The sequence below is a fragment of the Paraburkholderia phymatum genome, assembly GCF_038900715.1.
GTDB classification, from domain to species: domain Bacteria; phylum Pseudomonadota; class Gammaproteobacteria; order Burkholderiales; family Burkholderiaceae; genus Paraburkholderia; species Paraburkholderia phymatum_A.
Genome location: NZ_JAYMRZ010000016.1, coordinates 166740 through 192399, shown reverse-complemented (window position 1 = coordinate 192399; position 25660 = coordinate 166740). Strand labels below are relative to the sequence as shown.

General features: G+C 64.0%; 20 protein-coding genes. 7 read left to right on the top strand and 13 right to left on the bottom strand.

Features of this window, described 5'->3' with window-relative positions; all coding sequences use genetic code 11:
• The first annotated feature begins 91 nt into the window (after nucleotides 1–91).
• Nucleotides 92–406, top strand: a complete 315-nt coding sequence (locus VSR68_RS27045) for a DUF4148 domain-containing protein (protein WP_342942767.1) — start codon at nucleotides 92–94, stop codon at nucleotides 404–406.
• Between the two features lie 225 nt (nucleotides 407–631).
• Here VSR68_RS27045 and VSR68_RS27040 read toward each other — a convergent pair whose 3' ends face one another.
• From VSR68_RS27040 to VSR68_RS27015, 6 genes are all read right to left on the bottom strand, one after another.
• Entirely contained in the window at nucleotides 632–1702 is a 1071-nt protein-coding gene (locus VSR68_RS27040; protein WP_342942766.1) for a purine nucleoside permease, read from the bottom strand.
• 177 nt (nucleotides 1703–1879) lie between these two features.
• Nucleotides 1880–2806 carry a cation diffusion facilitator family transporter gene (locus VSR68_RS27035; RefSeq protein WP_342942765.1) on the bottom strand — a complete coding sequence of 309 codons (927 nt, stop codon included), beginning with the start codon at nucleotides 2804–2806 and terminating at the stop codon, nucleotides 1880–1882.
• Nucleotides 2807–2848: 42 nt separating this feature from the next.
• Nucleotides 2849–3922, bottom strand: a complete 1074-nt coding sequence (selD, locus tag VSR68_RS27030) for a selenide, water dikinase SelD (protein WP_342942764.1) — start codon at nucleotides 3920–3922, stop codon at nucleotides 2849–2851.
• A gap of 140 nt (nucleotides 3923–4062) precedes the next feature.
• Entirely contained in the window at nucleotides 4063–8907 is a 4845-nt protein-coding gene (locus VSR68_RS27025) for an NAD-glutamate dehydrogenase (protein ID WP_342942763.1), read from the bottom strand.
• Nucleotides 8908–9236: 329 nt separating this feature from the next.
• Entirely contained in the window at nucleotides 9237–10076 is an 840-nt protein-coding gene (locus VSR68_RS27020; protein ID WP_342942762.1) for an alpha/beta hydrolase, read from the bottom strand.
• The gene (locus VSR68_RS27015; protein ID WP_342942761.1) at nucleotides 10073–11110 is read right to left on the bottom strand and encodes a M14 family zinc carboxypeptidase; all 1038 of its coding nucleotides are present in this window, start codon (nucleotides 11108–11110) and stop codon (nucleotides 10073–10075) included. Before VSR68_RS27015 ends, VSR68_RS27020 begins: the two co-directional genes overlap by 4 nt.
• A gap of 272 nt (nucleotides 11111–11382) precedes the next feature.
• Between VSR68_RS27015 and phnC the strand changes: the two genes are divergently transcribed.
• The 4 genes from phnC (at nucleotide 11383) to VSR68_RS26995 (ending at nucleotide 15164) form a co-directional block, all read left to right on the top strand.
• Nucleotides 11383–12234 (top strand): phosphonate ABC transporter ATP-binding protein, encoded by an 852-nt coding sequence (phnC, locus tag VSR68_RS27010; RefSeq protein WP_342942760.1) that lies wholly within the window; start codon nucleotides 11383–11385, stop codon nucleotides 12232–12234.
• Between the two features lie 57 nt (nucleotides 12235–12291).
• Complete coding sequence (gene phnD, locus VSR68_RS27005) at nucleotides 12292–13263, top strand: phosphonate ABC transporter substrate-binding protein (protein ID WP_342942759.1); 972 nt, start codon at nucleotides 12292–12294, stop codon at nucleotides 13261–13263.
• Nucleotides 13260–14093, top strand: coding sequence for a phosphonate ABC transporter, permease protein PhnE (phnE, locus tag VSR68_RS27000; RefSeq protein WP_342942758.1), 834 nt, complete (start codon nucleotides 13260–13262; stop codon nucleotides 14091–14093). The genes phnD and phnE overlap by 4 nt, the downstream gene beginning before the upstream one ends.
• Before the next feature lie 234 nt (nucleotides 14094–14327).
• Nucleotides 14328–15164 (top strand): DMT family transporter, encoded by an 837-nt coding sequence (locus VSR68_RS26995; RefSeq protein ID WP_342942757.1) that lies wholly within the window; start codon nucleotides 14328–14330, stop codon nucleotides 15162–15164.
• A 60-nt stretch (nucleotides 15165–15224) separates the two neighbouring features.
• Here the strand turns inward: VSR68_RS26995 and VSR68_RS26990 are convergent, their stop codons facing one another.
• On the bottom strand, nucleotides 15225–16781 hold the full coding sequence (locus tag VSR68_RS26990) for a PLP-dependent aminotransferase family protein (RefSeq protein WP_342942756.1): 1557 nt from the start codon (nucleotides 16779–16781) through the stop codon (nucleotides 15225–15227).
• A gap of 119 nt (nucleotides 16782–16900) precedes the next feature.
• Here VSR68_RS26990 and VSR68_RS26985 point away from each other — a divergent pair, with 119 nt between their 5' ends.
• Nucleotides 16901–18184 (top strand): 4-aminobutyrate--2-oxoglutarate transaminase, encoded by a 1284-nt coding sequence (locus tag VSR68_RS26985; RefSeq protein WP_342942755.1) that lies wholly within the window; start codon nucleotides 16901–16903, stop codon nucleotides 18182–18184.
• Between the two features lie 29 nt (nucleotides 18185–18213).
• Nucleotides 18214–19680, top strand: a complete 1467-nt coding sequence (locus VSR68_RS26980) for an NAD-dependent succinate-semialdehyde dehydrogenase (protein ID WP_342942754.1) — start codon at nucleotides 18214–18216, stop codon at nucleotides 19678–19680.
• 97 nt (nucleotides 19681–19777) lie between these two features.
• On the opposite strand, the gene VSR68_RS26975 is transcribed toward VSR68_RS26980, so the two are convergent.
• From VSR68_RS26975 to VSR68_RS26950, 6 genes are all read right to left on the bottom strand, one after another.
• Complete coding sequence (locus VSR68_RS26975; protein WP_342942815.1) at nucleotides 19778–20089, bottom strand: helix-turn-helix domain-containing protein; 312 nt, start codon at nucleotides 20087–20089, stop codon at nucleotides 19778–19780.
• A gap of 141 nt (nucleotides 20090–20230) precedes the next feature.
• Nucleotides 20231–20353, bottom strand: coding sequence for a hypothetical protein (locus tag VSR68_RS26970; protein WP_342942753.1), 123 nt, complete (start codon nucleotides 20351–20353; stop codon nucleotides 20231–20233).
• A 432-nt stretch (nucleotides 20354–20785) separates the two neighbouring features.
• The gene (locus tag VSR68_RS26965; protein WP_342942752.1) at nucleotides 20786–21898 is read right to left on the bottom strand and encodes an acetoin dehydrogenase dihydrolipoyllysine-residue acetyltransferase subunit; all 1113 of its coding nucleotides are present in this window, start codon (nucleotides 21896–21898) and stop codon (nucleotides 20786–20788) included.
• 36 nt (nucleotides 21899–21934) lie between these two features.
• Nucleotides 21935–22939, bottom strand: a complete 1005-nt coding sequence (locus tag VSR68_RS26960; protein WP_342942751.1) for an alpha-ketoacid dehydrogenase subunit beta — start codon at nucleotides 22937–22939, stop codon at nucleotides 21935–21937.
• Nucleotides 22940–22980: 41 nt separating this feature from the next.
• A complete protein-coding gene (locus VSR68_RS26955) occupies nucleotides 22981–23955 on the bottom strand; it encodes a thiamine pyrophosphate-dependent dehydrogenase E1 component subunit alpha (protein WP_342942750.1) in 975 nt (324 codons plus the stop codon).
• A gap of 139 nt (nucleotides 23956–24094) precedes the next feature.
• Nucleotides 24095–25216, bottom strand: coding sequence for an ATP-NAD kinase family protein (locus tag VSR68_RS26950; protein ID WP_342942749.1), 1122 nt, complete (start codon nucleotides 25214–25216; stop codon nucleotides 24095–24097).
• Nucleotides 25217–25660: the final 444 nt, after the last annotated feature.

Sequence of the window (25660 nt, the reverse complement as noted above, 5' to 3'; positions counted from 1 at the left end):
AGTCGGGTTTATCGCCCGCACGTCAAAGCCTACATTTCACCCTGTCGCGGCGCCTATCGAGGCGCAGCAATTGAACCGATAGGAGTGAATCATGAAGCGCAATCTACTGGCAGGTCTCGTTCTCTCGCTGCTCGTCAGCGCACCGGCATTCGCTCAAGGCGGCGGCGGCATCGGCCGCGCGGGTTCGTACAACGATCAGTGGTGGCAACATACGGAGAGCGCATCGGCGCAGAAGTCGCGCGCTGAAGTTCGCGCGGAACTGACGGACGCGTATCGCGACGGCACGCTGCCCTCGTTGAACAAGACCTCATATCCGGAACAAGGCCTCGTTGGCCGCACGCAAGCGGAGCGACTCGCCGTGCAGAACGACGAACAGCGCAGCGTGCGCGTCGCTCGCGGCGAATAAGCCCAATCTTCGTTTTAATTCCAGGAGCCGATCATGAGCCCGTCAGAACTCGATAACTGGAACACGGACATTCCCGTGTGGACGCCTTATCGCGCACATTGAGTTGCCTACAGTGCACGGTAAGCGTGCACAAAAGCACTGCGCAAAAGCAAAGCGCTCAATCGCTTTAAACGATTGAGCGCTTTGCGCTTACAGATACGGATTTGCTGCCTCGCGTTTTTGCCGCTAGCGTTGCGGCACGCCATCGCGCCATTCGCCCCAATGCGAAACGATATCCTGCACGAGCGGATTACCCGCGCGATACAGGTTCTCGAGTGCAATGTTGAAGCCGCCTTGCGCAGCGTAGTTGAGCAGATTGTCCGCGCTCGTCTGGCCATCGTATGGACGATCGAAATCCGAGCCCGCGCGCAACACGGCGACGCGATTGAGATCGACACGATGCGCACTCGCCGCGCGTTTCAGCGCTTCATACGTTGCGTTGTCTTCCTGCTGCGTCGTGCAGTAGACGCCCTTGCCGTCCGTGAGAATCTTCGTCCATTCGCGCGCGCGTTCGCCTAGCTTCGTGCCCGACCACCACGTATCGCCCGCAAGCGTGTCGCACTGAATGACAGTGGGCGGGCGATTGGCGGGCGCGTAATTGTATTTGGCGCGCGCCGCCTGTGCTTGCGGATTGTCCGAAAGCACCACGCTACGCGACAGCGCAAAAGCCGTATCGGCGAGTCGCGGATTCAACTGGAACACTTCCGTTCTGTAATCGAGCGGCGGCTTGTCTGTCGGGCTTTTCGTATTGATGCCGAGATAACCTGTATTCCAGCCTGGAGGAATTTCGCGCCCGTCTATTTCCCATTGAATGCCGAAATCGACAAGGTATTTGGCCCATGCCGCCGAGCCGACCGTGCCCCGAATCGGATCGATACCTGCAATGCCCGCGACCATGAAATACGTATGCCGCAAATCGAAGCGCGATGAGAACGCGAGCGCCATCGTCGATGCAGCGGCATTCGCGTGACCCATGCCCGTCGTCATCACGCAGATATCCTGCTTGTTGCAATGAATGACGGGATAATCGGGCGATAGACCCGCGACGGAAATGTCTTGCCACGGGCCCAGCTTGTCGAGCCACACCTGCCCTTCCGGCCCGAACATCGAAATGATCATCACCTTGACGGGACGGCCTTTCGACTCGCCATTGCCTTGAGAGAAGCCGTCGTCATCCTGCGCGTTCGCGAGAGGCGAAATGGCCGAGCATGCGGCCAATGCCAATACCGTTAAAGCTCCAGCCGTGCGAGTCACCATGACAAATCCTTCCTTTATGCGTATTCGTCGATTGGGAATGGAATGCATGCCCTCGCGGAAAAGGGCGGAGCTAAGTATAGAAGGCATTCAATTGTTTTCCATTAGCCGATTTCCGAATTAGCGAATTGAATAGCTATTACGCATAAAAGAAAGGCGAATTTAATAAATCATCAAGCTCTAATCAAGCGAAGCCTCGGTGCGCACTCTCGGCACATCCGGCTCGAAAAACACCCACCGCACCTGCGGAAACTTCTCTTGAAGATCTGCTTCGACGATATTGATCGCATCGACCATTGCACGGCCGCTTTCGTAATCGATCATCTCCGCCTGCACCGCGACCACCACGTGTTTGCCCCATTGCAGCGTGATCAGATTGATGATGCTGCGAATCTCCTTGCGCGTGCGCAGATGCGCTTCGATCGCGCGCCGCACTTCCGGGCTCGCGGATTCGCCGATGATCATCGACTTCACTTCGCGCGCAACGAGGAACGCGATCACCATCAGCAGCACGCCGACGCCGATCGAGCCCCATGCGTCATACGCGGGATTGCCCGTCATCATCGTCGCAAGCACAGCGGCGAAGGCGATCGCGAGACCGAGCAGCGCGGCGACGTCCTCACCCGTGACGACGAGCAGCTCCGACTCGCGCGTCTCGCGAAACCATCGCCACATCGACTTGTCGGGATTCGTCTTGCGGATTTCCTTGAGCGCGCCCATCAGCGAAAACGCTTCGAGCACGACCGACACGCCCAGCACGCCGAGCGCGATATACGCATGCGACAGCGGCTCGCGCGCAACGAGCCGATGCGCGCCTTCATAGACGGAAAACACACCGCCGACGAAGAACAGCAGCAACGCGACGATCAGCGAGTAGAAGTAGATCGCGCGTCCCGCGCCGAGCGGATGCAACATGCTGGCCGGCCGGCGCGCCTGCTTCAGGCCGAACAGCAGCAGCACCTGATTGCCGCAATCGGCCGTCGAGTGAATCGCTTCGGCGAACATCGAGCCCGAGCCCGTGAATGCTGCTGCGGCGAACTTGCACAGCGCAATGCCGATGTTCGCCGCGAGCGCGTAAAAAATGGCCTTCGGTGATTCTTCTTTCATAGGCTCTTCGTGTTGTCGTGATGCAAGGGGAGCGACGCAGGATCAGACGACTTCAATGCGCGACGCGCCATCGTGCAGTTCGCCGATCACGGCCGCGCGATCGAAACCGTCGGCGCGGAAGAGCGCGAGCACGTCATCGACGACGGACGGCGAGCACGACACGAGCAGGCCGCCCGACGTCTGCGGATCGGTGAGCAACGTGCGTGCCGTAGCGGGCAGGCTGTCGGCGAGACGCACGTCTTCGCCATACGAAGCCCAGTTGCGGCCCGATGCGCCCGTGAACGTGCCCGCGGCGGCGAGCGCATCGACGCCCGCGATCCACGGCAGATCGGCGTAGCGCACGCGCGCCGTCAGTTTCGCGCCGCGCGCGAGTTCGAGCGCATGGCCGAGCAGGCCGAAGCCCGTCACGTCCGTCATCGCGTGAACGCCGTCGAGCGCGGCAAGTTCGGCGCCTGGGCGATTGAGCTTCGTCGTCGCGGCGATCATCGCGGCGTAGCCCGCTTCGTCGAGCTGATTCTTCTTGAGCGCCGCCGATAGCACGCCCACGCCGAGCGGCTTGCCGAGCACCAGCACGTCGCCGGCCTGCGCCGACGCATTGCGCTTCACGCGCTTCGGATGCACGACGCCGAGCGCGGCGAGACCGTAGATCGGCTCGACGGAATCGATCGAATGGCCGCCCGCGACGGGAATGCCCGCCTGCGCGCAGACGTCCTCGCCGCCGCGCAGCACGGCCGCGATCACGTCGTGCGGCAACACGTTGATCGGCATGCCCACGAGCGCAAGCGCGAGGATCGGCTTGCCGCCCATCGCGTAGACGTCGGAGAGCGCGTTGGTGGCGGCGATGCGGCCGAAATCGTACGGATCGTCGACGATCGGCATGAAGAAATCGGTGGTGGCGATGATCGCCTGCTCGTCGTTCAGGCGATAGACGGCCGCGTCGTCAGCCGTTTCCGTGCCCACCAGCAGGTCGGGAAACGACGGCATCGGCAAGTTGCGCTTCAACAGATCGGACAGCACGCCGGGCGCGATCTTGCACCCGCAGCCGCCGCCATGCGACAGGCTCGTCAGACGCGGTGCATTGGACGCAACATTGGAAGTAGCAGCGGATTCGGTCATGGTCGTTTAGCGAAGGATTGTCGGTAACGACTATTATCGGGCAATCCGCCGCATCGCTGCCGAACAGGGCGCACGGGCACAGGCCGCCGCGGCATGCGCGGCGGCGCGCGCCGTCATCGGGCGCGCCGCTCTTCCCTGCTTCAATGGCGTTCGAGCGTCGCCATCGCGCCGACCACGACGAGCAGCATCGACAGACTCGCGCCGCCTGCCGCGCGCAGCTCCGTCAGCAGCTGCGCGTAGCGTCCGAGCACGGCTTCACGCTTGCTGCGCCATGCGTCGACGATGGCTTGCGCGTCGTTCGCATCGGGCGTTTCGGCGAGCGCGCCCGTCGTCAGCGCGCGCTTCAGGCGCCCGAGTTCGGCCAGCGCGCCCGCGCGCGCGATCACGTCCCAGTTCGCCGGCGTCGGCAGCTCCGCCGCGCGTTCGCCGATCCAGCCGTAGTTCAGCTGCGTGCCCAACGCGAAATACACGCCTGCCACGAGCTCGATACCGCGCTGCGTCGCCGATGCGACTTCGGCGATGTCGAGCAACGCGGCGGGAATGTCGCCGCTCGCCACGCGCACGGCAAGCTCGCTGTCGACGCCCGCATCGACGAGCACGTGCTGGCGCTCGGACAACGCTTCGATATCCGCTGCGGGCAGCAGCATCGGCAGTTGCGGCGCGAGACGTTGCGCGGCATCGCGGCAGCGCGTAATCAGGTCGGTCACGCTCGCATCCTTCACGTCGCCCGACTTCAGATGACGCAGAATCCACAGCGCCGCGCGCTCCAGCAGCTTCGTGATCTCGACGAACATGCGCGCCTGCACGTCGTCGGCGACGCGGTTGTCGAGCGCGTCGATGTTGCGCCACACGTCGTTCAGATCGAAGATGTCGCGCGCGACGATGCACGCGCGCACGATGTCGCCGGGACTCACATCGGCTTCTTCCATCATCCGCAGCACGAACGCGGGGCCGACGCGGTTGATCAGCGCGTTCGTCAGATGCGTCGCGAGAATTTCGCGGCGCAACGGATGGCGCCGCATCGGCTCGCCGAAGCGCTGACGCAGCGGCTTCGGAAAGTAATCGACGAGCATGTCCGCGACGAGGGGATCTTCGGGCACATCGGATTCGAGCAGCGCATCGTAGAGCCACATCTTGCTGTACGCGAGCAGCACCGCGCGCTCGGGCGACGTCAGACCCTGTTTCGCCGCATGACGTTCGTTGATTTCATCGTCGGTGGGCAGGAACTCGATCACGCGATTCAGGCGGCCGTTGCGTTCGAGGTAACGCATCATCCGCGTTTCGGCCTCGAGCATCTCGGCGGCGTAGCGCCCTGCAATCGACAACGCCTGGGTCTGATAGTAGTTGTCCTGCAACACGAGCAGGCCGACTTCCTCTGTCATTTCCGCGAGCAGCGCATTGCGCTGCTTCTCCGTCATCTCGCCGTCCGCGACCACGAGGCCGAGCAGAATCTTGATGTTCACTTCGTGGTCGGAGCAATCGACGCCCGCCGAATTGTCGATCGCATCCGTATTCACGCGGCCGCCGTGCTGCGCGAATTCGATGCGCCCCAGTTGCGTGAGGCCGAGGTTGCCGCCTTCCGCGACCACCTTGCAGCGCAGATCGCTACCGTTCACGCGCACTGCGTCGTTGGTCTTGTCCCCGACCTGCGCATGCGTTTCGCGGCTCGCCTTCACGTAGGTGCCGATGCCGCCGTTGTACAGAAGATCGACGGGCGCATGAAGGATCGCGCGTATCAGTTCAGTCGGCGCCAGCGCGGCGACGGTGATGCCGAGCATCGATTGCACGGCGGCCGAAAGCGGGATCGTCTTTGCGCTGCGCGCGAACACGCCGCCGCCCGCCGAGATCAGCGACGGGTCATAGTCGGCCCAGCTCGAGCGTTCCAGTGCGAACAGACGCGCGCGCTCGGCGAAGCTCGCGGCAGGATCGGGATTCGGATCGAGAAAGATGTGCCGGTGATCGAACGCGGCAATGAGGCGGATGTGCGGCGACAGCAGCGTGCCGTTGCCGAACACGTCGCCCGACATGTCGCCGACGCCGACCACCGTGAAATCGGTCGATTGCGTATCGACGCCCATTTCGCGGAAATGGCGCTTCACCGATTCCCACGCGCCGCGCGCGGTGATGCCCATCTTCTTGTGGTCGTAGCCGACCGAGCCGCCCGACGCGAACGCATCGTCGAGCCAGAAACCGTACTCCTGCGAAATCGCGTTCGCGTAATCGGAGAACGTGGCCGTGCCCTTGTCGGCGGCGACGACGAGATACGGATCGTCGGGATCGTGCCGCACGATATCGGGCGGCGGCACGATCGCGCCGGCCGACAGATTGTCGGTGAGATCGAGCAGGCCGCGCAGGAACGTCTGGTAGCACGCGACGCCTTCGCGCATCCACGCTTCGCGATCGGTCGGCGGCGGCGGGTTCTTCACGACGAAGCCGCCCTTCGATCCGACAGGCACGATCACGACGTTCTTCACCATCTGCGCCTTCATCAGACCGAGTACTTCGGTACGGAAATCTTCACGCCGGTCGGACCAGCGCAAGCCGCCGCGCGCGACGCGTCCGCCGCGCAGATGCACGCCTTCGACGCGCGGCGAGTACACCCAGATTTCGAACATCGGCTTGGGCTCGGGCAGGCCCGGCACCTTCGCCGGATCGAACTTGAACGACAGATACGGACGAGGCTTCCCGACCGCGTCGCGCCGATAGTAGTTCGTGCGCTGCGTCGCGTTGATTACGCCGAGGAACTGGCGCAGGATGCGGTCCTCGTCGAGATTGGGCACCTGGTCCAGCGCGGCTTCGATCGTTTGCAGCATCTTGTCGATGCGCGCGTCGCGCGTCGCGCCCGTCGCCGGTTCTGAGCGCGCGACGAACAGTTCGACCAGCATGCGCGCGATGGCCGGATTGCCCGTCAATGCGCGCTCGATATACGCGTCGCTGAACGTCGAGCCGACCTGCCGCAAGTACTTCGCATATGCGCGCAAGATCGTCACTTCGCGCGCGCTCAATTGCGCGCGCAGCACGAGGCGATTGAAGTTGTCGTTCTCGATGTCGCCTGTCCATACGCGCTCGAATGCATCTTCGAACAGGTCCTTCGCGCGCTCGATATCGAACTCCGTGTCGTCGGCGAGTTCCAGGCCGAAGTCGTGAATCCACGCGGGCGCGGCGCCCTGCACCTGGATCAGATAAGGCCGCTCTTCATCGACGCGCACGCCGAGATGCTCGAGCATCGGCAGGCTGCGCGACAGCGCGATCGGCTCGCCGACGCGATACACCTTGAAGCGGAATGAGCGCGGCCCCGATTCGATGGGACGGTACAGGTTCATCGCGAGATGCTCGGTGCCCTGCACGCGCTCGATCAGCTCGATGTCGCGTACAGCCGTGCGCGCCGGATAGTCGTCGCGATAGCCGGCGGGAAACGAATCGCCGTACTGCTGCAACAGGCGGTTGCCCTGCTCTTCGCCGAACGCGTCGAGCAATGCGTCAGCGAGATCGTCCTGCCAGCGGCGCGCCACCTGGATGAGCCGCGCTTCGAGTTCGCGCGTATCGACGTCGGGCATCGCGCCCGGCTCCGCATGCACGACGAAGTGAATGCGCGCGAGCGTCGACTCGGACAAGAGCGGCGTGAACTCGGCGTTGGTGCCGTTGAACGCGGCCATCAGCAGCCTCGCGATGCGCCGGCGCAGATCGGTGTTGTACTTGTCGCGCGGCACGAACACGAGGCACGACACGAAACGGTCGAAGCGGTCGCGCCGCACGAACATCCGCGTGCGCTGATGCTCCTGCAAGCGCAGCACGCCGATCGCGGTGTCGTAGAGCTGGTTTTCGTCGGCCTGGAAAAGCTCGTCGCGCGGGTACGTCTCCAGCACGGTCACGAGCGATTTGCCGAGATGCCCTTTCGGCAGAAAGCCCGCGCGCCGCACGATGTTCGCGCATTTGCGGCGCACGATCGGAATCTCCGACGCCGACGCGGTATAGGCCGTCGACGTGTACAGCCCGATGAACCGGCGTTCGCCCGAAATCTTGCCGTCCGGCCCGACGAGCTTCACGCCGACATAGTCGAGATAGCCCGGACGATGCACCGTCGCGCGCGAATTGGCCTTGGTCAGAAAGATAGGGAAGGCGCCGGAGATGATGTCGGCGGCGGCGGGCGGCAACGGCGTCACATCGGAGCCGCCCTGCGGCCGCATCGACTCGCGCAGAATGCCGAAGCCCGAGCCCGCCACGCCGCGCAAGCCGTACTGGCCGTCGTCCGTGATGAGTTCGTAGTCGCGCTGGCCCAGAAACGTGAAGTGGTCCGCGACCATCCATTCGAGAAACGCGCGCGCTTCGACGCCTTCCGGACTCGTTTCGCGCACGGCCATGTCCTTGATCGTCGCGCGCGCGATCTCGACGATCTTCGGCCAGTCTTCGACAGCGGCGCGCACATCGCCGAGCACCTTGGCGATGTCGTTGCGCAATGCGTCGAGCTTTGCGGCATCGCCGCAGCGATCCACTTCGAAATGTATGAACGACGCGAGTTGCGAGCGGCCGTCGTCGGAAGAAGAAGCGCCTCCCGGCGCGACGCGTTCGATGCCGCCGTCGCTGCCGCGCCAGATGCGAAACACCGGGTGCAGCACCGAATGCAGCGAAAGGCCGAGCCGGTTGACGGCCATCGCGACGGAATCGACGAGGAACGGCATGTCGTCGTTGACGATCTCGATCACCGTGTGATCGGAGTGCCAGCCGTGCTGCTCGAGTATCGGGTTGTAGACGCGCAGGCGTTCGCTGCCTGGCACGAAGCGCTGCGCGGTTTGCCAGTGCGCCATCGCGGCGCCGTACAGATCCGCGATGCCGCGGCTTTGCAGATCGTCTGCATCCGCGAAGTCGTAATAGCGGCGCAGAAGTGGCTCGACGGCTGTGAACGCCGGTTCGGGCAATCGCCCTCTTGCGAACTCGACGACATCGTTGAGCAGATGTACAACGGCTTCTTCGTTCTTCGCTTGCATGACGTCCTCCGCAATGGGCGACAATCGACTGCATCGATAGAAGCGCATTATGCACCCGTCGGGTCGAAACCGATTGTGCGCGCGCACATCGAGCGACATCGAACACGCTTGCTTGCGGCTGTGACAGAAGCGTGTCGAATCCACGGCATAGAAGCGCTGCAAAGCCCTTTGGAAACGGATAAAAACGCTTTGTTCCGTTACCTGACGAACATGGCCTGGGGTTCTTCTTATTGGCGTCACCAGCATCGATGCATTAGGCTTTTAGATTCGCTTTAAAGCGTGCATCGAATGCGTATCATCGAATGCGTATAAAAGCCCTATTGCGGATTTCACGGCCGCATTGAGCGGCTAATCGAATGCTCTGCATTTTCATCACACCCCGCTGTCTGCACGAGCCAGGCGCGAATGCGCTCGACGGTCCAGGCGGGGTCGTCGTGCGGCAGGTCGTGGCCGGCCCACGGATGCATCCAGTGATCCGCGCCCCACGCCGCCGCCAGCGATGCCGAGCACACGGGATCGACGAGCCCATCCTCTCGCGACGACAGCACGAGCGTCGCGCACTCGGGCCGCCGCTTTCCCGCGCTGAAGCGCGCCGCCGCCAGCAGCTGGCGCAGCGCGTTCGCGCGGCTCACGGGCGCGCTCGTGCGAATGTCCGTCCACGTTTTCAGGTCGGCGGCGCGCGTCTCGCCGTTGTTGCAGGTCAGACGATGAATCACGGCCTCGGCGACGGACGGCGCATCCCAGTGCCACGCAGCGCGCAAGAACTCCGGCCACGCCTGGGGACGCAACCTTTCGTCGAAGCGGCTGAACGGCCGCATGCTGGTGTTGATCAGCACGAGCCGCGCGATTTCGCCAGGATGCCGCTGCGCCCAGCAGGTCGCGACCATGCCGCCCAGCGACATCGCCAGCACGCAGTACGGCCCCGGCCCGCCGCGTTCGCGCGCGACGGCGCGCACGAAATCGACCATTTCCGCCACGCGCAGCGGCGCGCGCAACTGCGCGTATCCGCCGTTGCCGGGCAGGTCGATCGTGAGCACGCGCTCGCGCGGGCTTTCCCCCGCCGGCGCGTCGCCAGCGATGCCGTCCAGTCCCTCGCGCAACGCATCGGGCAGCACGCCCCAGTGCCTCGCTTCGCGTGTCAGGCCACGCAGCAGGATCCACGTGTTCATTTGCGCTCGGACTTGTACCAGTGATCGATCGCGTGATCGAGCAGCTCGTCGCGGCGGTGGCCTTGCGGCAGCCAGCGCTGCGGCGCATACGCGGCGCGCGTCAGGAAATCGAGCAGGTTCGCGTGACGCCGCAACACGCGCGCGGTGCGATGCGCTTTCACGGGATTGAACATCCCCTGCCGCGAAAAGATCTGCCGCGGATTCTTCTTGATCCACAGCCACGAGCCGAGTTCGAGCGTCATCGGCAGAAAGATGTTGGGCGGCGGCGTGCGGTCGTAGGCCCAGTCCCACAGGTCGCCGTGCAGCAGGTATTGATGGCTCTGCGGCTCGAAGATGTAGCCGTGATGCGGATGCGCGCGCTCGAACATCGTCTTGAGCGCGTACATCTCCGGCAGATGCGCCATCGCGCGGCGCGTCTTCGCGTACGGAAACCAGATGCTGTCGGTCCAGCCGTAGCCCGAATGGCAATCGAGCGCGAACGACAGCGGCCGCGCCGCGAGGTCTTCTTCGACGACGCGCAGCAGCGCCTCCGCCTCCACCTCCATCGGCGAGCCGCGCCGCCCGCGATACCACGGCAGCCACGAACCGACCCGTTGCCCGCCCGCGAGCCAGGGCACGCGCTCCTCGGCGTCCTGCGGCGCGTTGCGCATCAGGTCGACGCCGTTCGGATTCGCGCGCGTCGCGGCCCACATGCCACCGGGGTTGACGATCGGCATGAAGATGAGGCGGATCGATTGAAGCTGGCGCACGAGCAGCTCGTCCCATTCGAGCCGCCCGAGCAGCGCGCGCATGTAGTCGAGGACGAGTTGCGTGCCGATCCGTTCGAGCCCGTGGATGCCGCCGAAAAAGCCGATTGCGGGCGCCCGCGGATCGCGCGAGCCGATGCTCGCGGTGTGCACGGCAAAGGTCCTGCCGTGAACGTGCGTTTCGCAAACGGTATGAATCTCGAAGCTGCCGCTGCCGACGTCGAGTATCGCCTTCAGATCTTCGTACTCCGTGAACGTATCGGGCAGAAAGCTGAGAGCGTGTGGCATGGGCGGCGCCCGTTGTGGTTGGGTTATTGGAGACGGCTCACGCGCTGATGCCCCAACTATAGCGGTTAGAGCTTGCCAATGGATGACAGGCGATCGATCGCGCCGCGCATGTCATATGAGTGACACATTGCAGCGCTTTTCTCGCCGTTTTTGGGCTCCTGCCGAAAAGATATAGTCGTCTAGATGTTGCGACGCCTTCACTCAACCGTCATACACGCTTTCTAGAATGTCCCACATTCCGGCAAAGCACCGGAGTCATCGACAGGACACACATGGACGCAATCCGCATCGAACGTCTGAGCAAGACTTTCAGCAATGGTCGCAAGGCGCTCGACGAAATCGACCTGCGGGTCGAACAAGGCGAAATGGTCGCGTTGATCGGCGCGTCCGGCTCGGGCAAATCGACATTGCTGCGTCACATCGCCGGCTTCACGGCATCGGATGCGCAGCCTTCGCAGATTTCGATACTCGGCCGCCCGATCCAGCAGAACGGCCGCATCGTGCGCGAGGTGCGCAGCATTCGCCGCGACATCGGCTTCGTGTTTCAGCAGTTCAATCTCGTGAACAGGCTGAGCGTCGAAGCCAACGTGCTGATTGGCGCGCTCGCGCGGCTGCCGTTGTGGCGCCGGCTCACGGGCGCCTTTCCGCGCGGCGAGCGCGAGCTGTCGATGTCGGCGCTCAATGAGGTCGGCATCGGCGAGCATGCGCGCGAACGCGCGTCGAATCTGTCGGGCGGGCAGCAGCAGCGCGCGGCGCTGGCGCGCACGCTCGTGCAGCAGGCGCGCATCATTCTCGCCGACGAGCCGATCGCATCGCTCGACCCCGAGTCGTCGCGCCGCGTGATGGACATGCTGCGCACGCTGAACATCGAGCACCAGTTGACGGTGCTGGTGTCGCTGCATCAGGTCGATATCGCGATGCAGTACTGCAAGCGCACGATCGCGATGCGGCGCGGCAAGGTCGTCTATGACGGGCCTTCGTCTGCGCTCACGCCCGCGCTCTTGCAAAAGCTGTATGGCGACGACGCGCGCGAGTTGCTCGAAGACAATCCCGCCGCCGACAGCACGCAAGGCACGACGTCCCGCGCGCGCGTCATACCGTTCGATGCAGCGCGTTCCGCCTGATCGCTTCCTTTACAACAGCAACGCAGTATCCGACTCACTCACCTGGATCAGAAACTCATGAAATTTTTGCGCTCTCTGCTCGTCGGCGTCGCGGCCGTGTCGGCATTCGCCAGCTTCGCCGCTCACGCTGAAGATCTGAACCTCGGCATCATCTCGACCGATTCATCGTCGGTGCTCAAGCAACGCTGGCAGCCGCTCATCGACGACATGAACAAGCAGACGGGGCTGAACGTCAAGGCGTTCTTCGCGACCGACTACGCGGGCATCATCGAAGGCATGCGTTTCAACAAGGTGCAGGTCGCGTATCTCGGCAACGCATCGGCGATGGAAGCCGTCGACCGCTCGAACGGCGAAGTGTTCGCGAAGACGACGTATGCGAACGGCGAGGCCGGCTACTACTCGCTGCTGATCACGAACGTGAACAGCCGCTTCAAGACGCTCGACGACGTGTTCAAGAACACGAAGGACGTGACGCTCGGCTTCGGCGATCCGAACTCGACGTCGGGCACGCTGATCCCCGGCTACTACCTGTTCGCGAAGAACAACGTGAACGTGCGCACGGGCTTCAAGACGGTGATGCCCGCAAGCCACGAAGCGAACCTGCTCGCCGTCGTGAACAACAAGGTCGACATCGCGACGAACAACACCGAGCAGATCGACTCGCTGAAGAAGCACCACCCCGAGCAGTTCGCGCAGGTGCGCGTGCTGTGGAAATCGCCGCTGATTCCGTCGGACCCGCTCGTGTATCGCAAGGATCTGCCGGACGCGACGAAGGAAAAGGTGCGCAAGTTCTTCTACAACTACGGCAAGACCGACGCGCACGAAAAGGCCGTGCTGGCGAACATCTTCGGCTATAGCGGCTTCGCGCCGTCGACGGATGCGCAGCTCGCGCCCGTTCGCCAGGTCGCGCTGTTCCAGCAGAAGCAGAAGATCGAAGCCGACACGTCGCTGTCCGACGCGGACCGCAAGACGCAGACGGCCGCGATCGACGCAAAGCTCTCCGCACTCAGCGCAGCACAAAAGCAATGAACGCAGCCGACCTGAGCGCCGACCGCTCGACCACTTCGTCCGCGCAGCCGTCGAAGGCGACGGTTGCCGCGGCGGGCAAGCGCAGCTGGACATCGCTCGTCGGCTGGATTGCCTTGATCGCCGTGCTGGGCCTGTCGTGGCATCCCGCCGACATGCGCCCGCTCGATCTGCTGACCGATTCGGGCAACATGGGCCAGTTCGCGCGGGACTTCTTTCCACCCGACTTCAGCGACTGGCGCACGTACCTGCACGAAATGATGGTGACGCTCGCCGTCGCGGTGTGGGGCACCGCACTGTCGCTCGTGTGCGCGGTGCCGTTCGGCCTGCTGTCCGCGCACAACATGGCGCCCGCGTGGGTCGTGCAGCCCGTGCGCCGCATGATGGACGCGTGCCGCGCGATCAACGAAATGGTGTTCGCGATGCTGTTCATCGTCGCGGTCGGGCTCGGGCCGTTTGCGGGCGTGCTGGCGCTGTGGGTACACACGACGGGCGTGCTCGCGAAGCTCTTCGCCGAAGCCGTCGAAGCGATCGACCCGCGTCCCGCCGAAGGCGTGCGCGCGACGGGCGCGACGAGCCTCGACGAGATCATCTATGGCGTGCTGCCGCAGGTGCTGCCGCTGTGGATTTCGTATGCGCTGTACCGCTTCGAATCGAACGTGCGCTCGGCGATGGTGGTCGGCATGGTCGGCGCGGGCGGCATCGGCGTCGTGCTGTACGAGTCGATCCGCTCGTTCAACTACGCGCAGACGGCAGCCGTCATGCTGATGGTGATCGTCGTCGTGACGGTGATCGATCTGCTGTCGGCCAAGCTGCGCGAGCACGTGATCTGAGCATTCGCGGCGCGTCGGCCGGACGCGGCGCTTGCGCGGGCCTCGATCGGTGCCCGCGCAAGCGCCGCGTTTTCTTTGGTTCTCTCCTTTCGGCACGGGCTTGAGCGTGGGTTCGGCGCGCTAGCACGCCGCCCGCGCAATTTCCACAAATCCCCTCCCGTTTGCACAAAAAGCCGCAATAAACCGCCCGACTACGGAATAATCACTCTTTTGCCGTCCCCTCTTTTTCCTTCGATGGATACCCTCATCGTTCTGCTCGTCCTGTTGTCCGCGATGCTCCACGCGAGCTGGAACGCGTTCCTGCGCCTCGCCGAAGACCGTATCTGGCTGCTCGGCATGATGTCGATTCCGTATGTCGCCGTCAGCGCGATCGGCGTGGCCGTGCTGCCGCTGCCCGCGCCTGGCGCGTGGCCGTATATCGCGGCGTCCGTCGTGCTCGAATTCGGCTATTGCCTCGCGCTGATCCGCGCGTATCGCAGCGGCGATTTCGGGCAGATCTATCCGATTGCGCGCGGGCTCTCGCCGCTGCTCGTGTTCGCCGGCGCGCTCGTGTTCGCGCACGAGTCGCTGAAGCCGCTCGCGGCGACGGGCGTCGCGCTGGTGTCGCTCGGCATCGTGTCGCTGGCGTTTCGCCGCGACATGCGCTTTTCCGGCGAGAGCGTGCCCTACGCGCTGCTGACGGGCCTCTTCATTGCGTCGTACTCGGTTGTCGACGGCATCGGCGCGCGCGTCGCGGGCAACGGCATGAGCTACATCATGTGGGTCTATCTGCTGTGGAACGTGCCGCAGTTCCTGCTCGTCTGGTATTGGCGCGGCGGCGCGAAGGGACTCTTCACGTCGCGCGAGACGATGGTCAAAGGGATGCTCTCGGGCGTGATCGCGCTGAGCGCGTATTGCCTGATCATCGAGGCGTACCGCTATCTGCCCATCGCGATGGTGTCGGCGTTGCGCGAGCTCAGTTCGATTTTCGCTGTGCTGATCGGCTTTTCGTTCATGCACGAAAGGCTGACGGCACGCCGTATCGTCGCGTGTACGCTCGTCACGCTCGGCGCGGTGCTGATCCGGCTATAGCGGCTGGACTCGCGCGGCTTTCGCGCGCAAACACGCGCATCGACACGGATTCACACGCATTCACGCGAAGAGCGGCAACGTCGCGTCGATCGCTTGCGCGAGCGTGTCGAACGCGGGCGCGATCTCCTCGTCGGGCACGCACGCGTAGCCGATCAACAGCCCCGACTGCGCGCGCGACGCCTGCGCGTAATACCCCGACAGCGGACGCACGACGATATTGCGTTCGAGCGCAGCCGCGGCGACGGCGCGGTCGTCGGTGCCTTCTGGCAGTTGCATCACCAGATGCAGGCCCGCGTCGCCGCCGACCGCAGGCAATGCGTCGCCATAGCGCCGCGCGGCGGCGTCGAGCAGCGCGGAACGCCGCTGGCCATAGAGCGTGCGCATCTTGCGGATGTGCGACGTGAAATGCCCTTCGCTGATGAACTCCGCGAGCATCGCCTGCTGCAGCAACTGCCCTTCGCGATACAGCTCGGCGCTCGCCGTCGCGAAGCTCTCGGCCAGCGCTTCGGGCGCGACGAGATAGCCGATCCGCAGCCCCGGAAACAGCGTCTTGCCGAAGCTGCCGACATAGATCACCTGTCCCGTCGTATCGAGCCCCTGCAACGAAGCGAGCGGCCGGTTGCCATAGCGGAATTCGCTGTCGTAGTCGTCTTCGATGATCCAGCAGTGGTGCTGCCGCGAGTATTCGAGCAGCATCCGCCGCCGCGCAAGACTCATCACCATGCCGAGCGGGTACTGATGCGACGGCGTCACGAGCATCAGCTTCGGCGGATGCGCGAGATCGTCGGGCGACGGCGCGATGCCTTCGTCGTCGACGGCAATCGGCCGCGACTTCAGCCCCGACACGTGCATCACGCTGCGCACGCCCCAATAGCACGGGTCTTCCGTCCAGATCACGTCGCCGGGATCGGTCAGCAGGCGCACGGCCAGATCGACGGACTGGTGAATGCCCGTCGTGATGACGATCTGCTCGGGCGTGCAGCGCACGGAGCGCGACGTGCGCAGATAGTCCGCGAGCGCGTGACGCAGCAAGGACAGGCCGCCGCCCGGCGCATACGTCAGCAGATCGGGCCGCAGACGCCGCCAGTACTTGTTGTGCAGACGGCTCCACACGCGCGCGGGAAAGCGCGTGACATCGGGCACGCCGGGCATGAACGCGCCCCATTGACGCTTGGACACGCCCGCGCCCGCGATCAGCCGCGAGCCGCGCTGCGACAGCGCCCGCGCGGCGGGCTGCGCGGGCGGCGCCCCTTTGGAGCGGGCCGGCGGCAGCGCCTGCTGCAACTGTTCCAGCGCGCTCGAACGGATCGGCGCGGGCTGCACATCGGGCGATCCGACGATTTCATCCGGCGACGTATCGGCGACGAACGTGCCGCGCCCCGTGGCGGACGTCACGTAGCCTTCGAGAGCCAGTTGCTCATAGACCTGCGTGACGGTATTGCGCGCGATGCCCAGTTCGTTCGCGAGCAGCCGCGACGACGGCACCTTGCTGCCCGCCGGCAACTCGCGCGTGAGAATCGCCTGCTGCAACAGCCGATGCAACTGCCGGTACACGGGCTGACCGTTGCCACGGTCCAGACGCTGGGCCAGCCAGTCGGACAACACGCTCGCGCGCATGAATTGGCTCCTGGTTTTTTATTGAAATGGCTCTGAAACCTAGAGCCAAATATAAGTATAGTCGCTGCATGTGCCGCAATGAACGCGAGCGCGCGAACGAACCCAACCAGGAGATCTCCGTGAAGAATGCCGAACTGAAGAGCCGCAAGGACGCCGCCACGCCGCGCGGCGTGGGCGTGATGTGCGATTTCTACGCCGCGCGCGCGGAGAACGCGGAGCTATGGGACATCGAGGGCCGCCGCGTGATCGACTTCGCGGCGGGCATTGCCGTGTGCAACACGGGCCATCGCCATCCGAAGATAGTCGAGGCCGTGCGCGCGCAACTGGACCAGTTCACGCACACGGCGTATCAGATCGTGCCGTACGCGTCGTATGTCGAGCTGGCCGAGAAGATCAACCAGCGCGCGCCGGGCGACTATCCGAAGAAGACGGCCTTCTTCACGACGGGCGCCGAGGCCGTCGAAAACGCGATCAAGATCGCGCGCGCGGCGACGGGTCGCTCGGGCGTGATCGCGTTCACGGGCGCCTTTCATGGCCGCACGATGATGGGCATGGCGCTGACGGGCAAGGTCGCACCGTACAAGCTGAGCTTCGGCCCGTTCCCGGCCGATGTTTTCCACGCGCCGTTCCCGAATCCGCTGCATGGCGTGACGACGGCCGACTCGCTGAAGGCGATCGAGCATCTGTTCAAGGCCGATATCGATCCGAAGCGCGTCGCGGCGATCATCTTCGAGCCGGTGCAAGGCGAAGGCGGCTTCTATCCGGCGCCCGCCGATTTCGTGCGCGCGCTGCGCAAGCTGTGCAACGAGCACGGCATTCTGCTGATCGCCGATGAAGTGCAAACGGGCTTTGCGCGCACTGGCAAGCTGTTCGCGATGCATCACTACGACGTCGTGCCCGATCTGATGACGATGGCCAAGAGTCTCGCGGGCGGCATGCCGCTGTCGGGCGTGGTCGGCCGCGCGGATGTGATGGATGCCGCCGCGCCCGGCGGACTGGGCGGCACGTATGCGGGCAATCCTTTGGCGGTGGCTGCGGCGCATGCCGTGCTGTCGATCATCGATGAAGAAAAGCTCTGCGAGCGCGCCGTCGAACTGGGCGACCGGCTCAAGGGCCGTCTCACCGCGTTGCAAGCGGAAGTGCCGCAGATGGCCGACGTGCGCGGGCCGGGCGGCATGGTGGCCGTCGAATTCTGCAAGCCGGGCACGTCGGAGCCGGATGCCGATTTCACGAAGCGCGTACAGACGCGCGCGCTCGAACGCGGGCTTCTGCTGCTGGTTTGCGGCGTCTATTCGAACGTCATCCGCTTCCTGTTCCCGCTGACGATTCAGGATGCCGTCTTCGACGAGGCGCTGGCCATTCTCGAAGATGCATTGAAAGAGACCGTGGGCGTCGCTGCCTGAAGTCGCCGACAAGCAAAGGACAAACCGAAATGACCGATCTGCGTAGCAAACTGAAAGACCCGTCGCTGCTGCAAGGCAACGCGTATATCGACGGCGAATGGCAAGGCGCCGACAACAACGAAACGTTCGAAGTGCTGAACCCGGCAACGGGCGAACTGGTCGCGCACGTCCCGCGCATGGGCGCGCAGGAAACGCGCCGCGCGATCGAAGCGGCGAACAAGGCGTGGCCCGCATGGAAGGCGAAGACGGGCAAGCAGCGCGCGGAAATCCTGCGCAAGTGGAACGACCTGATGCTCGCGAACGCCGACGATCTCGCGTTGATCCTGACGACGGAGCAAGGCAAGCCGCTCGCCGAAGCCAAGGGCGAAATCGGCTATGCGGCCTCGTTCCTCGAATGGTTCGGCGAAGAAGCGAAGCGGGTCTACGGCGACACGATCCCGACCGTGGCCAGCGACAAGCGCATCGTCGTGACGAAAGAGCCCGTCGGCGTGTGTGCAGCCATTACGCCGTGGAATTTCCCGGCCGCCATGATCACGCGCAAGGTCGGTCCGGCGCTCGCGGCCGGCTGCCCGATCATCGTCAAGCCCGCTGAAGCCACACCGCTGTCCGCGCTCGCGCTTGCCGTGCTCGCCGAGCGCGCGGGCGTGCCCGCCGGCATCTTCAGCGTCGTCACCGGCGATCCGAAACCGATCGGCGGCGAGATGACCAGCAACCCCATCGTGCGCAAGCTGTCGTTCACGGGCTCGACGGGCGTCGGGCGTCTGCTGATGGCGCAGTGCGCGCCGACCGTCAAGAAGGTGTCGCTCGAACTCGGGGGCAATGCGCCGTTCATCGTGTTCGACGATGCCGATCTCGATGCGGCCGTCGAGGGCGCCATTGCATCGAAGTACCGAAACAGCGGCCAGACCTGCGTGTGCACGAACCGCTTCTATGTGCACGACAGCGTCTACGATGCGTTCGCTCAAAAGCTGAGCGCGGCTGTCGCGAAGTTCAAGGTCGGATACGGCACCGAGCAAGGCGTGCAGCAAGGGCCGCTGATCAACGAGGCAGCGGTGCTCAAGGTCGAATCGCATATCGAAGATGCGCTCGGCAAAGGCGCTCGCGTCGTGACGGGCGGCAAGCGTCATGCGCTCGGTCACGGCTTCTTCGAGCCGACCGTGCTCGCCGATGTCACGCCCGACATGAAAGTGGCCCGCGACGAAACGTTCGGCCCGCTCGCGCCGCTGTTCCGCTTCACGTCGGATGCCGAAGTGATCGAGATGGCGAACAGCACCGAATTCGGCCTCGCGTCGTACTTCTATAGCCGCGATATCGGCCGCATCTGGCGCGTCGCGGAAGCACTGGAGTTCGGGATGGTCGGGATCAATACGGGCGCGATCTCGAATGAAGTCGCGCCGTTTGGCGGCGTCAAGCAGTCGGGCCTGGGCCGCGAAGGCTCGCACTATGGGATCGACGAGTATGTCGTGATCAAGTATATGTGCATGGGGGGCGTTTAAACTTCGTTCGGTCGGCTTCTATTTTGAAGCTGCGCCGAACTTGCCTCACGCTCGCGTGAGCATCCGACACAAAGGTCCGCTCGATGCGGACCTTGACTCACAAGGTCTCGAGCACCTTCAGCATCTCGGGATGCTTTTCCACGAGCTTGATCAGAATGGCAGCCTGCGCATTCGGCTTTGCGCGCCCCTGTTCCCAGTTCTGCCAGGTTCGCTCGTTCACGCGCAGACGGCGAGCCATGACAGCCTGCGAGGCATTCAGGCTTTCCCGCACGATCCGAATTTCTTCACCCGTTATTTCGACCTTGTCACGGATTTCCACCTTCACGGTGTGTAGCGTCGCCTTCCCCTTGTGCGCGGCCTTGAGTTCATTAAGGCCCTCCGTCAATTCGGCGAACAGATTCCGTTTCATCATGTGCTCCATTGCTTATCGATCCGCGAGCTTGATCGCTTGCCTCAGCATCTCTGACAGGGCCTCGCGCTCTTTTTTCGTCAGATCGTCGGCCTCGTCCTTGTCGTACAGCGTGAACATCCAGAACCGCGGCCCTTTAATCTAGTAGTAGTAGATCACCCGGAGTCCGCCGCGCTTTCCCTTCCCGCGACGCGCGTCGCCGAAGCGGACCTTGCGCAGACCACCTGCACCCTTGATCGCATCTCCCGCTTCCGGATTCGGCATAAGCGCAATTTGAAGCTCACGATATTCGTCGTCCGTGAGATATTTCTCGCGATATTTCCGGAATGGGACAGCTCGACGAAAGTCGCCTGCATGAGGCTATTATACGTTACTTGCGTATGATTCGGCAAATTCGACAATCCTCCCTTTTCCGCTCTGTTCCGAGACCGGGGCCAGTCGATGTGTGGCAAATCCGATCTGCTTATTAACAAGGTATCCGAATTAACTATAAGGCAAAACAGGCCGCAAAATGCGGCCTGTTTCGACTACCATGATTGCCTGACGGAAACCGGCTCAGGCAACTTTCATCGCACGGCGCTCACCCGAATCCCGCCGTCTGGCCCGCACGATCTTCAAGGCCGCGCGAACGCCTGCCGTGCTGCCCGAGCGCGGTGACGCCGTCGTGCGTGGCCGTTTGCGCCGCGTCATCCATCGTCAAGCCCCGAAGAAGTCGTTGAGCAAGCGGTTCACTTCGGATGCCGACTCCATCTGCACCATATGCCCCTTGCCTTGCAGCACATGCACGCGGATATCGCCGGACAATCCCTGCGCGTGGCTCGCCGGAATGATCTGGTCCAGCTCGCCCCAGATCACGAGCGTGCGCGGCGCGAGACTGTCGATACGATCGCGATAGTTGCGCTGCTGCACGCCCTCGTTGAACGACGACGACGCGATCTTCTGCAACGTCTCGCTCACGCCTTCGAGCCGCTTGTACTTCACGATGTCCTCGACGAGTTGCCGCGTGACGAGCGAGCCATCGGCGAAGAGCTTCGTCAGATGCGGCTTCAGCGTATTGCGGCTGTTGCCCGCGACGAATCCGTCGATGTACTCGCGGTTGATCTCGTCGCCCAGACCCGCGCCCGAGATCAACGCCAGCGACGCCACGCGCTGCGGCGCCCTGTCGGCCACCGTCATCGCAACGAGACTGCCCATCGAGTGCCCGACGAGATGCGCCCGCTCGATGCCGCGATCGTCGAGAAACGCGATCACGCTGTCGGCGAGTTCGTCCGCGCTGCCCGACTCGACGGCTTTCGTCGATTCGCCATGTCCCGGCAAATCGAGCGCATACACCGTGCGATGCGCGGCAAGGTCGGCGTGATTGAAGAGCCAGTTGTTCAGATCGCCGCCGAAGCCGTGGATCAGCACGGCGGGCGTGCCGCCGTCGCCGATCTTCAGGTAACGCACCGTGCGTCCGCCGATCTGCGCTTTCTCGGGCTGAGGGCCGGCGTCCGCCGAATCGGCGGCGAGCGGCACGAAGTCGCGCTGAAATGCTTCGACGGCTGCATCGATGTCGGCGTCCGGATCATCGGCGTCGGACACCACGCCCAGCAGCGCGCCGACGGGCAGCGTGTCGCCTTCCTGCGCGATCCGCCGCCGCAACGTGCCGTCGAACGCGCATTCGACACCCGACGCGATCTTGTCGCTCTCCACGTCGAGTACTTCGTCGCCCTTCGCCACCTTGTCGCCTTGCGATTTCCGCCAGCCGTTGACCAGCCCCTGCTCCATCGACAGGCCCCACTTGGGCATCGTGATCATGTGAATCGACATTGCTCAGTTCCTCGCTTGATGCATGTTGATACCGCGTCAATGCTGCGTCTGCTTGACGGCTGCGGCGATCTTGTCCGCCGACGGGATGTAGAGATCCTCGAGCACGCCCGAGAAAGGCGCGGGCGTATGCGGCGCCGTCACGAGCTCGATGGGCGCCTTCAGCGAGCGGAACGCCTTCTGCGCGACGAGCGCGGCGATGTCGGTCGCAACCGAGCAACGCGGATTCGCTTCGTCCACGACGACGACGCGGCCCGTGCGTTCCGCGCTCTCCAGAATCGTGTCCTCGTCGAGCGGCGACGTCGTGCGCAGATCGATCACTTCGGCCTTGATGCCGTCTTTCGCGAGCCTGTCGGCGGCGTCCGTCGCGTAATGCACCATGCGGCCATACGTGACGATGGTCGCGTCGTCGCCTTCGCGCACGACGTTCGCTTCGCCGAACGGAATCGAATACAGCTCTTCGGGCACGTCGCCTTCGCGGCTGTACAGCAGCTTGTGCTCGCAGAAGATGACGGGATCGTTGTCGCGGATCGCCTGGATCATCAGGCCCTTCGCGTCGTAAGGCGTCGACGGGCACACGACCTTGAGCCCCGGCACGTGTGTGAACAGCGACGTCAGCATCTGCGAGTGCTGCGCGGCCGCACGCAGGCCCGCGCCCTGCATCGTGCGGATCACGACGGGCGTCACGGCATTGCCGCCGAACATGTAGCGGAATTTCGCGGCCTGATTGAAGATCTGATCGAAGCACACGCCCATGAAGTCGATGAACATCAGCTCGGCGACGGGACGCATGCCCGCTGCCGCCGCACCCACGGCCGCGCCGATGAAGCCGCCTTCCGAGATCGGCGTGTCGAGCACGCGGCCCGGATACTTGTGGAAAAGCCCTTTCGTGACGCCGAGCACGCCGCCCCATGCGTCCTGTTCGCCGGGCGCGCCCGCGCCGCCCGCGTTGTCTTCACCCATCACGATGACGCTTTCGTCGCGCGCCATCTCCTGACTCAGTGCTTCGTTGATCGCCTGAGAAAACGTGATCTTGCGTGCCATGTCTGTCTCCAGATTCGTTTGAAGAGGGTGATCGCGTTCAATTACGGATACGACACGTACACGTCGGTCAGCAGATCGGCTTCCGTCGGCAGCGGCGCCGACTTCGCTTTCACGACGGAATCGTCGATCAGCGCTTTCACGTCCGCGTCGATCTTGCGCAGATCGTCGGACGTCAACATCTCCGCGCGCACGACGCGCTCTTCGAAACGCTTCAGGCAATCCTTTTCGTCACGCAGCTTCTGCACTTCGCCCGGTGCGCGATAGGTCTGCGCATCGCCTTCGAAGTGGCCAAAGTAGCGCGACAGCTTCACTTCGATGAGCGTCGGCCCGCCGCCGCCGCGCGCGCGTTCGATCGCTTCGCCTAGCGCTTCATGCACCGCGAAGAAATCGAAGCCGTCGACGATCACGCCCGGCATGCCGAAGCCGCTCGCGCGGTCCGCGATGTTGTCCGACGACACCGACCATGTCGACGACGTGGCCTCTGCATAGCCGTTGTTCTCCGCGACGAAAATCGCGGGCAGGCGCCACACGCTCGCGAGATTCATCGATTCGAAGATCACGCCCTGGTTCGACGCACCATCGCCAAAGAAGCACACGCCCACGCCGCCCGTCTTCTTCAGCTTCGCCGCGAGCGCCGCGCCGCACACGAGCGGCCCGCCCGCGCCGACGATGCCGTTCGCGCCCAGCATCCCCTTCGACAGATCGGCGATATGCATCGAGCCGCCCTTGCCTTTGCACACGCCCGTCTGCCGGCCGTAGATCTCCGCCATCATGCCGTGCACGTCGACACCCTTCGCGATGCAGTGACCGTGGCCGCGATGCGTCGTCGCCACATAGTCGCGGTCGTTCAGATGCAGCATCGTGCCCACGGCCGACGCCTCTTCGCCGGCGTACAGGTGTACGAAGCCGGGTATGTCGCCCGTCGCGAACTCGACGTGCAGACGCTCTTCGAACTCGCGAATGGTGCGCATCGACCGATACGCGTCCAGCAGTTTCTCCCTGCTCAACTGACTCATGATGTGTCTCCTTGATGATGTCGATCGTGACTGCAACGGTCGCGGAGTAGCCTCCGCTTGATTGAACGAACTCCCTTTATTTCGTGTGCGCTTGCGACTGCATTTGTGACTGCATTTGTGACTGCGCTTACGTCTGCGCTTATATCTGCGCTCGTGACTGCATGTGTGCATGTGCCCGAGCGATTGCCTGCATCGATGCGCCCGCCATCTCGCGCAACAACTGGCGCGACGCCGCGAAGCGCAGCGTGCGGCTCACGTCGACCGTCAACGGGCCGCTCCAGTCGAGCGAGATTTCATAGCGGTCGTCGCGTTCGATTTCGATTTCGCGCTCGCCGTCGAACGCAAGCGTGCCGCGGCACGCATCGACGGGCAGCCAGTCGCCGACCTCGAACCGCTCGCAGCTGCGCATCGTCACCTGATCGATGCGGCCCGGCGCGATCGGCGCGAAGATGGGCACGCCATCGCCGTTCATCGCGCCGTGCTCGCCGGGCTGCGCGAACGTCAGGTGCAAGCCATGCGGCGCGGTGCGTTCGACGGGCGCCCACGCGCCGCCGATCGACGACAGGCCGATGCCGTCGGGCGAAGCGAACGTGAGAAAGAGCGACTCGATGTCCGAAGGCTCGGACACGGCGCGCGCGCCCACGAAACGCTGACGGCTCACGCACACATCGACGAGCGCGATCTCTTCGCGGCCCCGGTTCGGACCCGCGACGCAACGCACGACGAGCCGCTTGTTGCGCGTCAGCGCGACATCGGGCGGCACGACGCCCGACGCGACGAGCGCGCCCGCAAGACCCGCGACCGTCGCTTCGCGCATGTCGGGAAACGCGTTGTTGGTGCCCGTCGAAAGCGTCAGCAGCGGCACGCCGCCGCTATGCGCGGCCACCGCGCGATGCGTGCCGTCGCCGCCCAGCACGGCGATCAGCTCGACACCTTCGCGCACCATGTGAGCCGTGCCCGCATGCGTATCGGCGACGGAATCGGTGATGGGCAGATCGACGAATTCGACTTCGGGCCAGCGCTCGGCTGAACCCGTCGCCGCATGCGTGTCGAGCGCGCGCAGCAGCAGCGAAGCGACACCCGTTCGATCGCGCAACGTGAGCACGCGATCGACGCCCAGCGCGCCGAGTCCCGCGAGCAGACGCACGACCATGTTGGCCTTCTCGGCTGTCGGGAATACGGACGCATGAGTCGTGAGACGGCGAATGTCGCGACCCGACGCGGGGTTCGCAATCACGCCGACAGTGATGGGCGATGCCACTGGCTTGTCTCCTTGTTGTGCCTGTCGATAGCGGCTCGCGTGTCGTGCGCAAGGGCCGCTTTGAGTGACGGGCATTACCGCAACACGTATGCCAACGTCCCGATGCGTTCGCGCGATGCGCTGAAAGCCTTGTACGGCGAGGGTTTCAGGCAATCGATACCACACCGGCGCAGGCGCGACAGCCGTCGCATGACGCGGCGCACATGACGCACATCGCACCTCCAGCGATGCGCATGTCGTCGCGATGGACCGCGCATGCGTTGCGCCATCGAACGATGCGCGTCTCACGACTGTCTCACGCACAGTTGAGACGTTCGTCTCAGGCGTCTCGTGTGTTGCGATGCAATGTGATCGCGCGGACGGGATGTGCTACAAGAAGGTCCGATCAGCACGATCGACCGATTCGACAGAAACCGTGGGGACGATCCAGAGCGCGTGCCGCTC

Bases quoted from the DNA above. Each gene is read 5' to 3' on its own strand.
- VSR68_RS27045 (WP_342942767.1), top strand. From the start codon at position 92: ATGAAGCGCAATCTACTGGCAGGTCTCGTTCTCTCGCTGCTCGTCAGC.
- VSR68_RS27040 (WP_342942766.1), bottom strand. From the start codon at position 1,702: ATGGTGACTCGCACGGCTGGAGCTTTAACGGTATTGGCATTGGCCGCA.
- VSR68_RS27035 (WP_342942765.1), bottom strand. From the start codon at position 2,806: ATGAAAGAAGAATCACCGAAGGCCATTTTTTACGCGCTCGCGGCGAAC.
- selD (WP_342942764.1), bottom strand. From the start codon at position 3,922: ATGACCGAATCCGCTGCTACTTCCAATGTTGCGTCCAATGCACCGCGT.
- VSR68_RS27025 (WP_342942763.1), bottom strand. From the start codon at position 8,907: ATGCAAGCGAAGAACGAAGAAGCCGTTGTACATCTGCTCAACGATGTC.
- VSR68_RS27020 (WP_342942762.1), bottom strand. From the start codon at position 10,076: ATGAACACGTGGATCCTGCTGCGTGGCCTGACACGCGAAGCGAGGCAC.
- VSR68_RS27015 (WP_342942761.1), bottom strand. From the start codon at position 11,110: ATGCCACACGCTCTCAGCTTTCTGCCCGATACGTTCACGGAGTACGAA.
- phnC (WP_342942760.1), top strand. From the start codon at position 11,383: ATGGACGCAATCCGCATCGAACGTCTGAGCAAGACTTTCAGCAATGGT.
- phnD (WP_342942759.1), top strand. From the start codon at position 12,292: ATGAAATTTTTGCGCTCTCTGCTCGTCGGCGTCGCGGCCGTGTCGGCA.
- phnE (WP_342942758.1), top strand. From the start codon at position 13,260: ATGAACGCAGCCGACCTGAGCGCCGACCGCTCGACCACTTCGTCCGCG.
- VSR68_RS26995 (WP_342942757.1), top strand. From the start codon at position 14,328: ATGGATACCCTCATCGTTCTGCTCGTCCTGTTGTCCGCGATGCTCCAC.
- VSR68_RS26990 (WP_342942756.1), bottom strand. From the start codon at position 16,781: ATGCGCGCGAGCGTGTTGTCCGACTGGCTGGCCCAGCGTCTGGACCGT.
- VSR68_RS26980 (WP_342942754.1), top strand. From the start codon at position 18,214: ATGACCGATCTGCGTAGCAAACTGAAAGACCCGTCGCTGCTGCAAGGC.
- VSR68_RS26975 (WP_342942815.1), bottom strand. From the start codon at position 20,089: ATGAAACGGAATCTGTTCGCCGAATTGACGGAGGGCCTTAATGAACTC.
- VSR68_RS26970 (WP_342942753.1), bottom strand. From the start codon at position 20,353: ATGCCGAATCCGGAAGCGGGAGATGCGATCAAGGGTGCAGGTGGTCTG.
- VSR68_RS26965 (WP_342942752.1), bottom strand. From the start codon at position 21,898: ATGTCGATTCACATGATCACGATGCCCAAGTGGGGCCTGTCGATGGAG.
- VSR68_RS26960 (WP_342942751.1), bottom strand. From the start codon at position 22,939: ATGGCACGCAAGATCACGTTTTCTCAGGCGATCAACGAAGCACTGAGT.
- VSR68_RS26955 (WP_342942750.1), bottom strand. From the start codon at position 23,955: ATGAGTCAGTTGAGCAGGGAGAAACTGCTGGACGCGTATCGGTCGATG.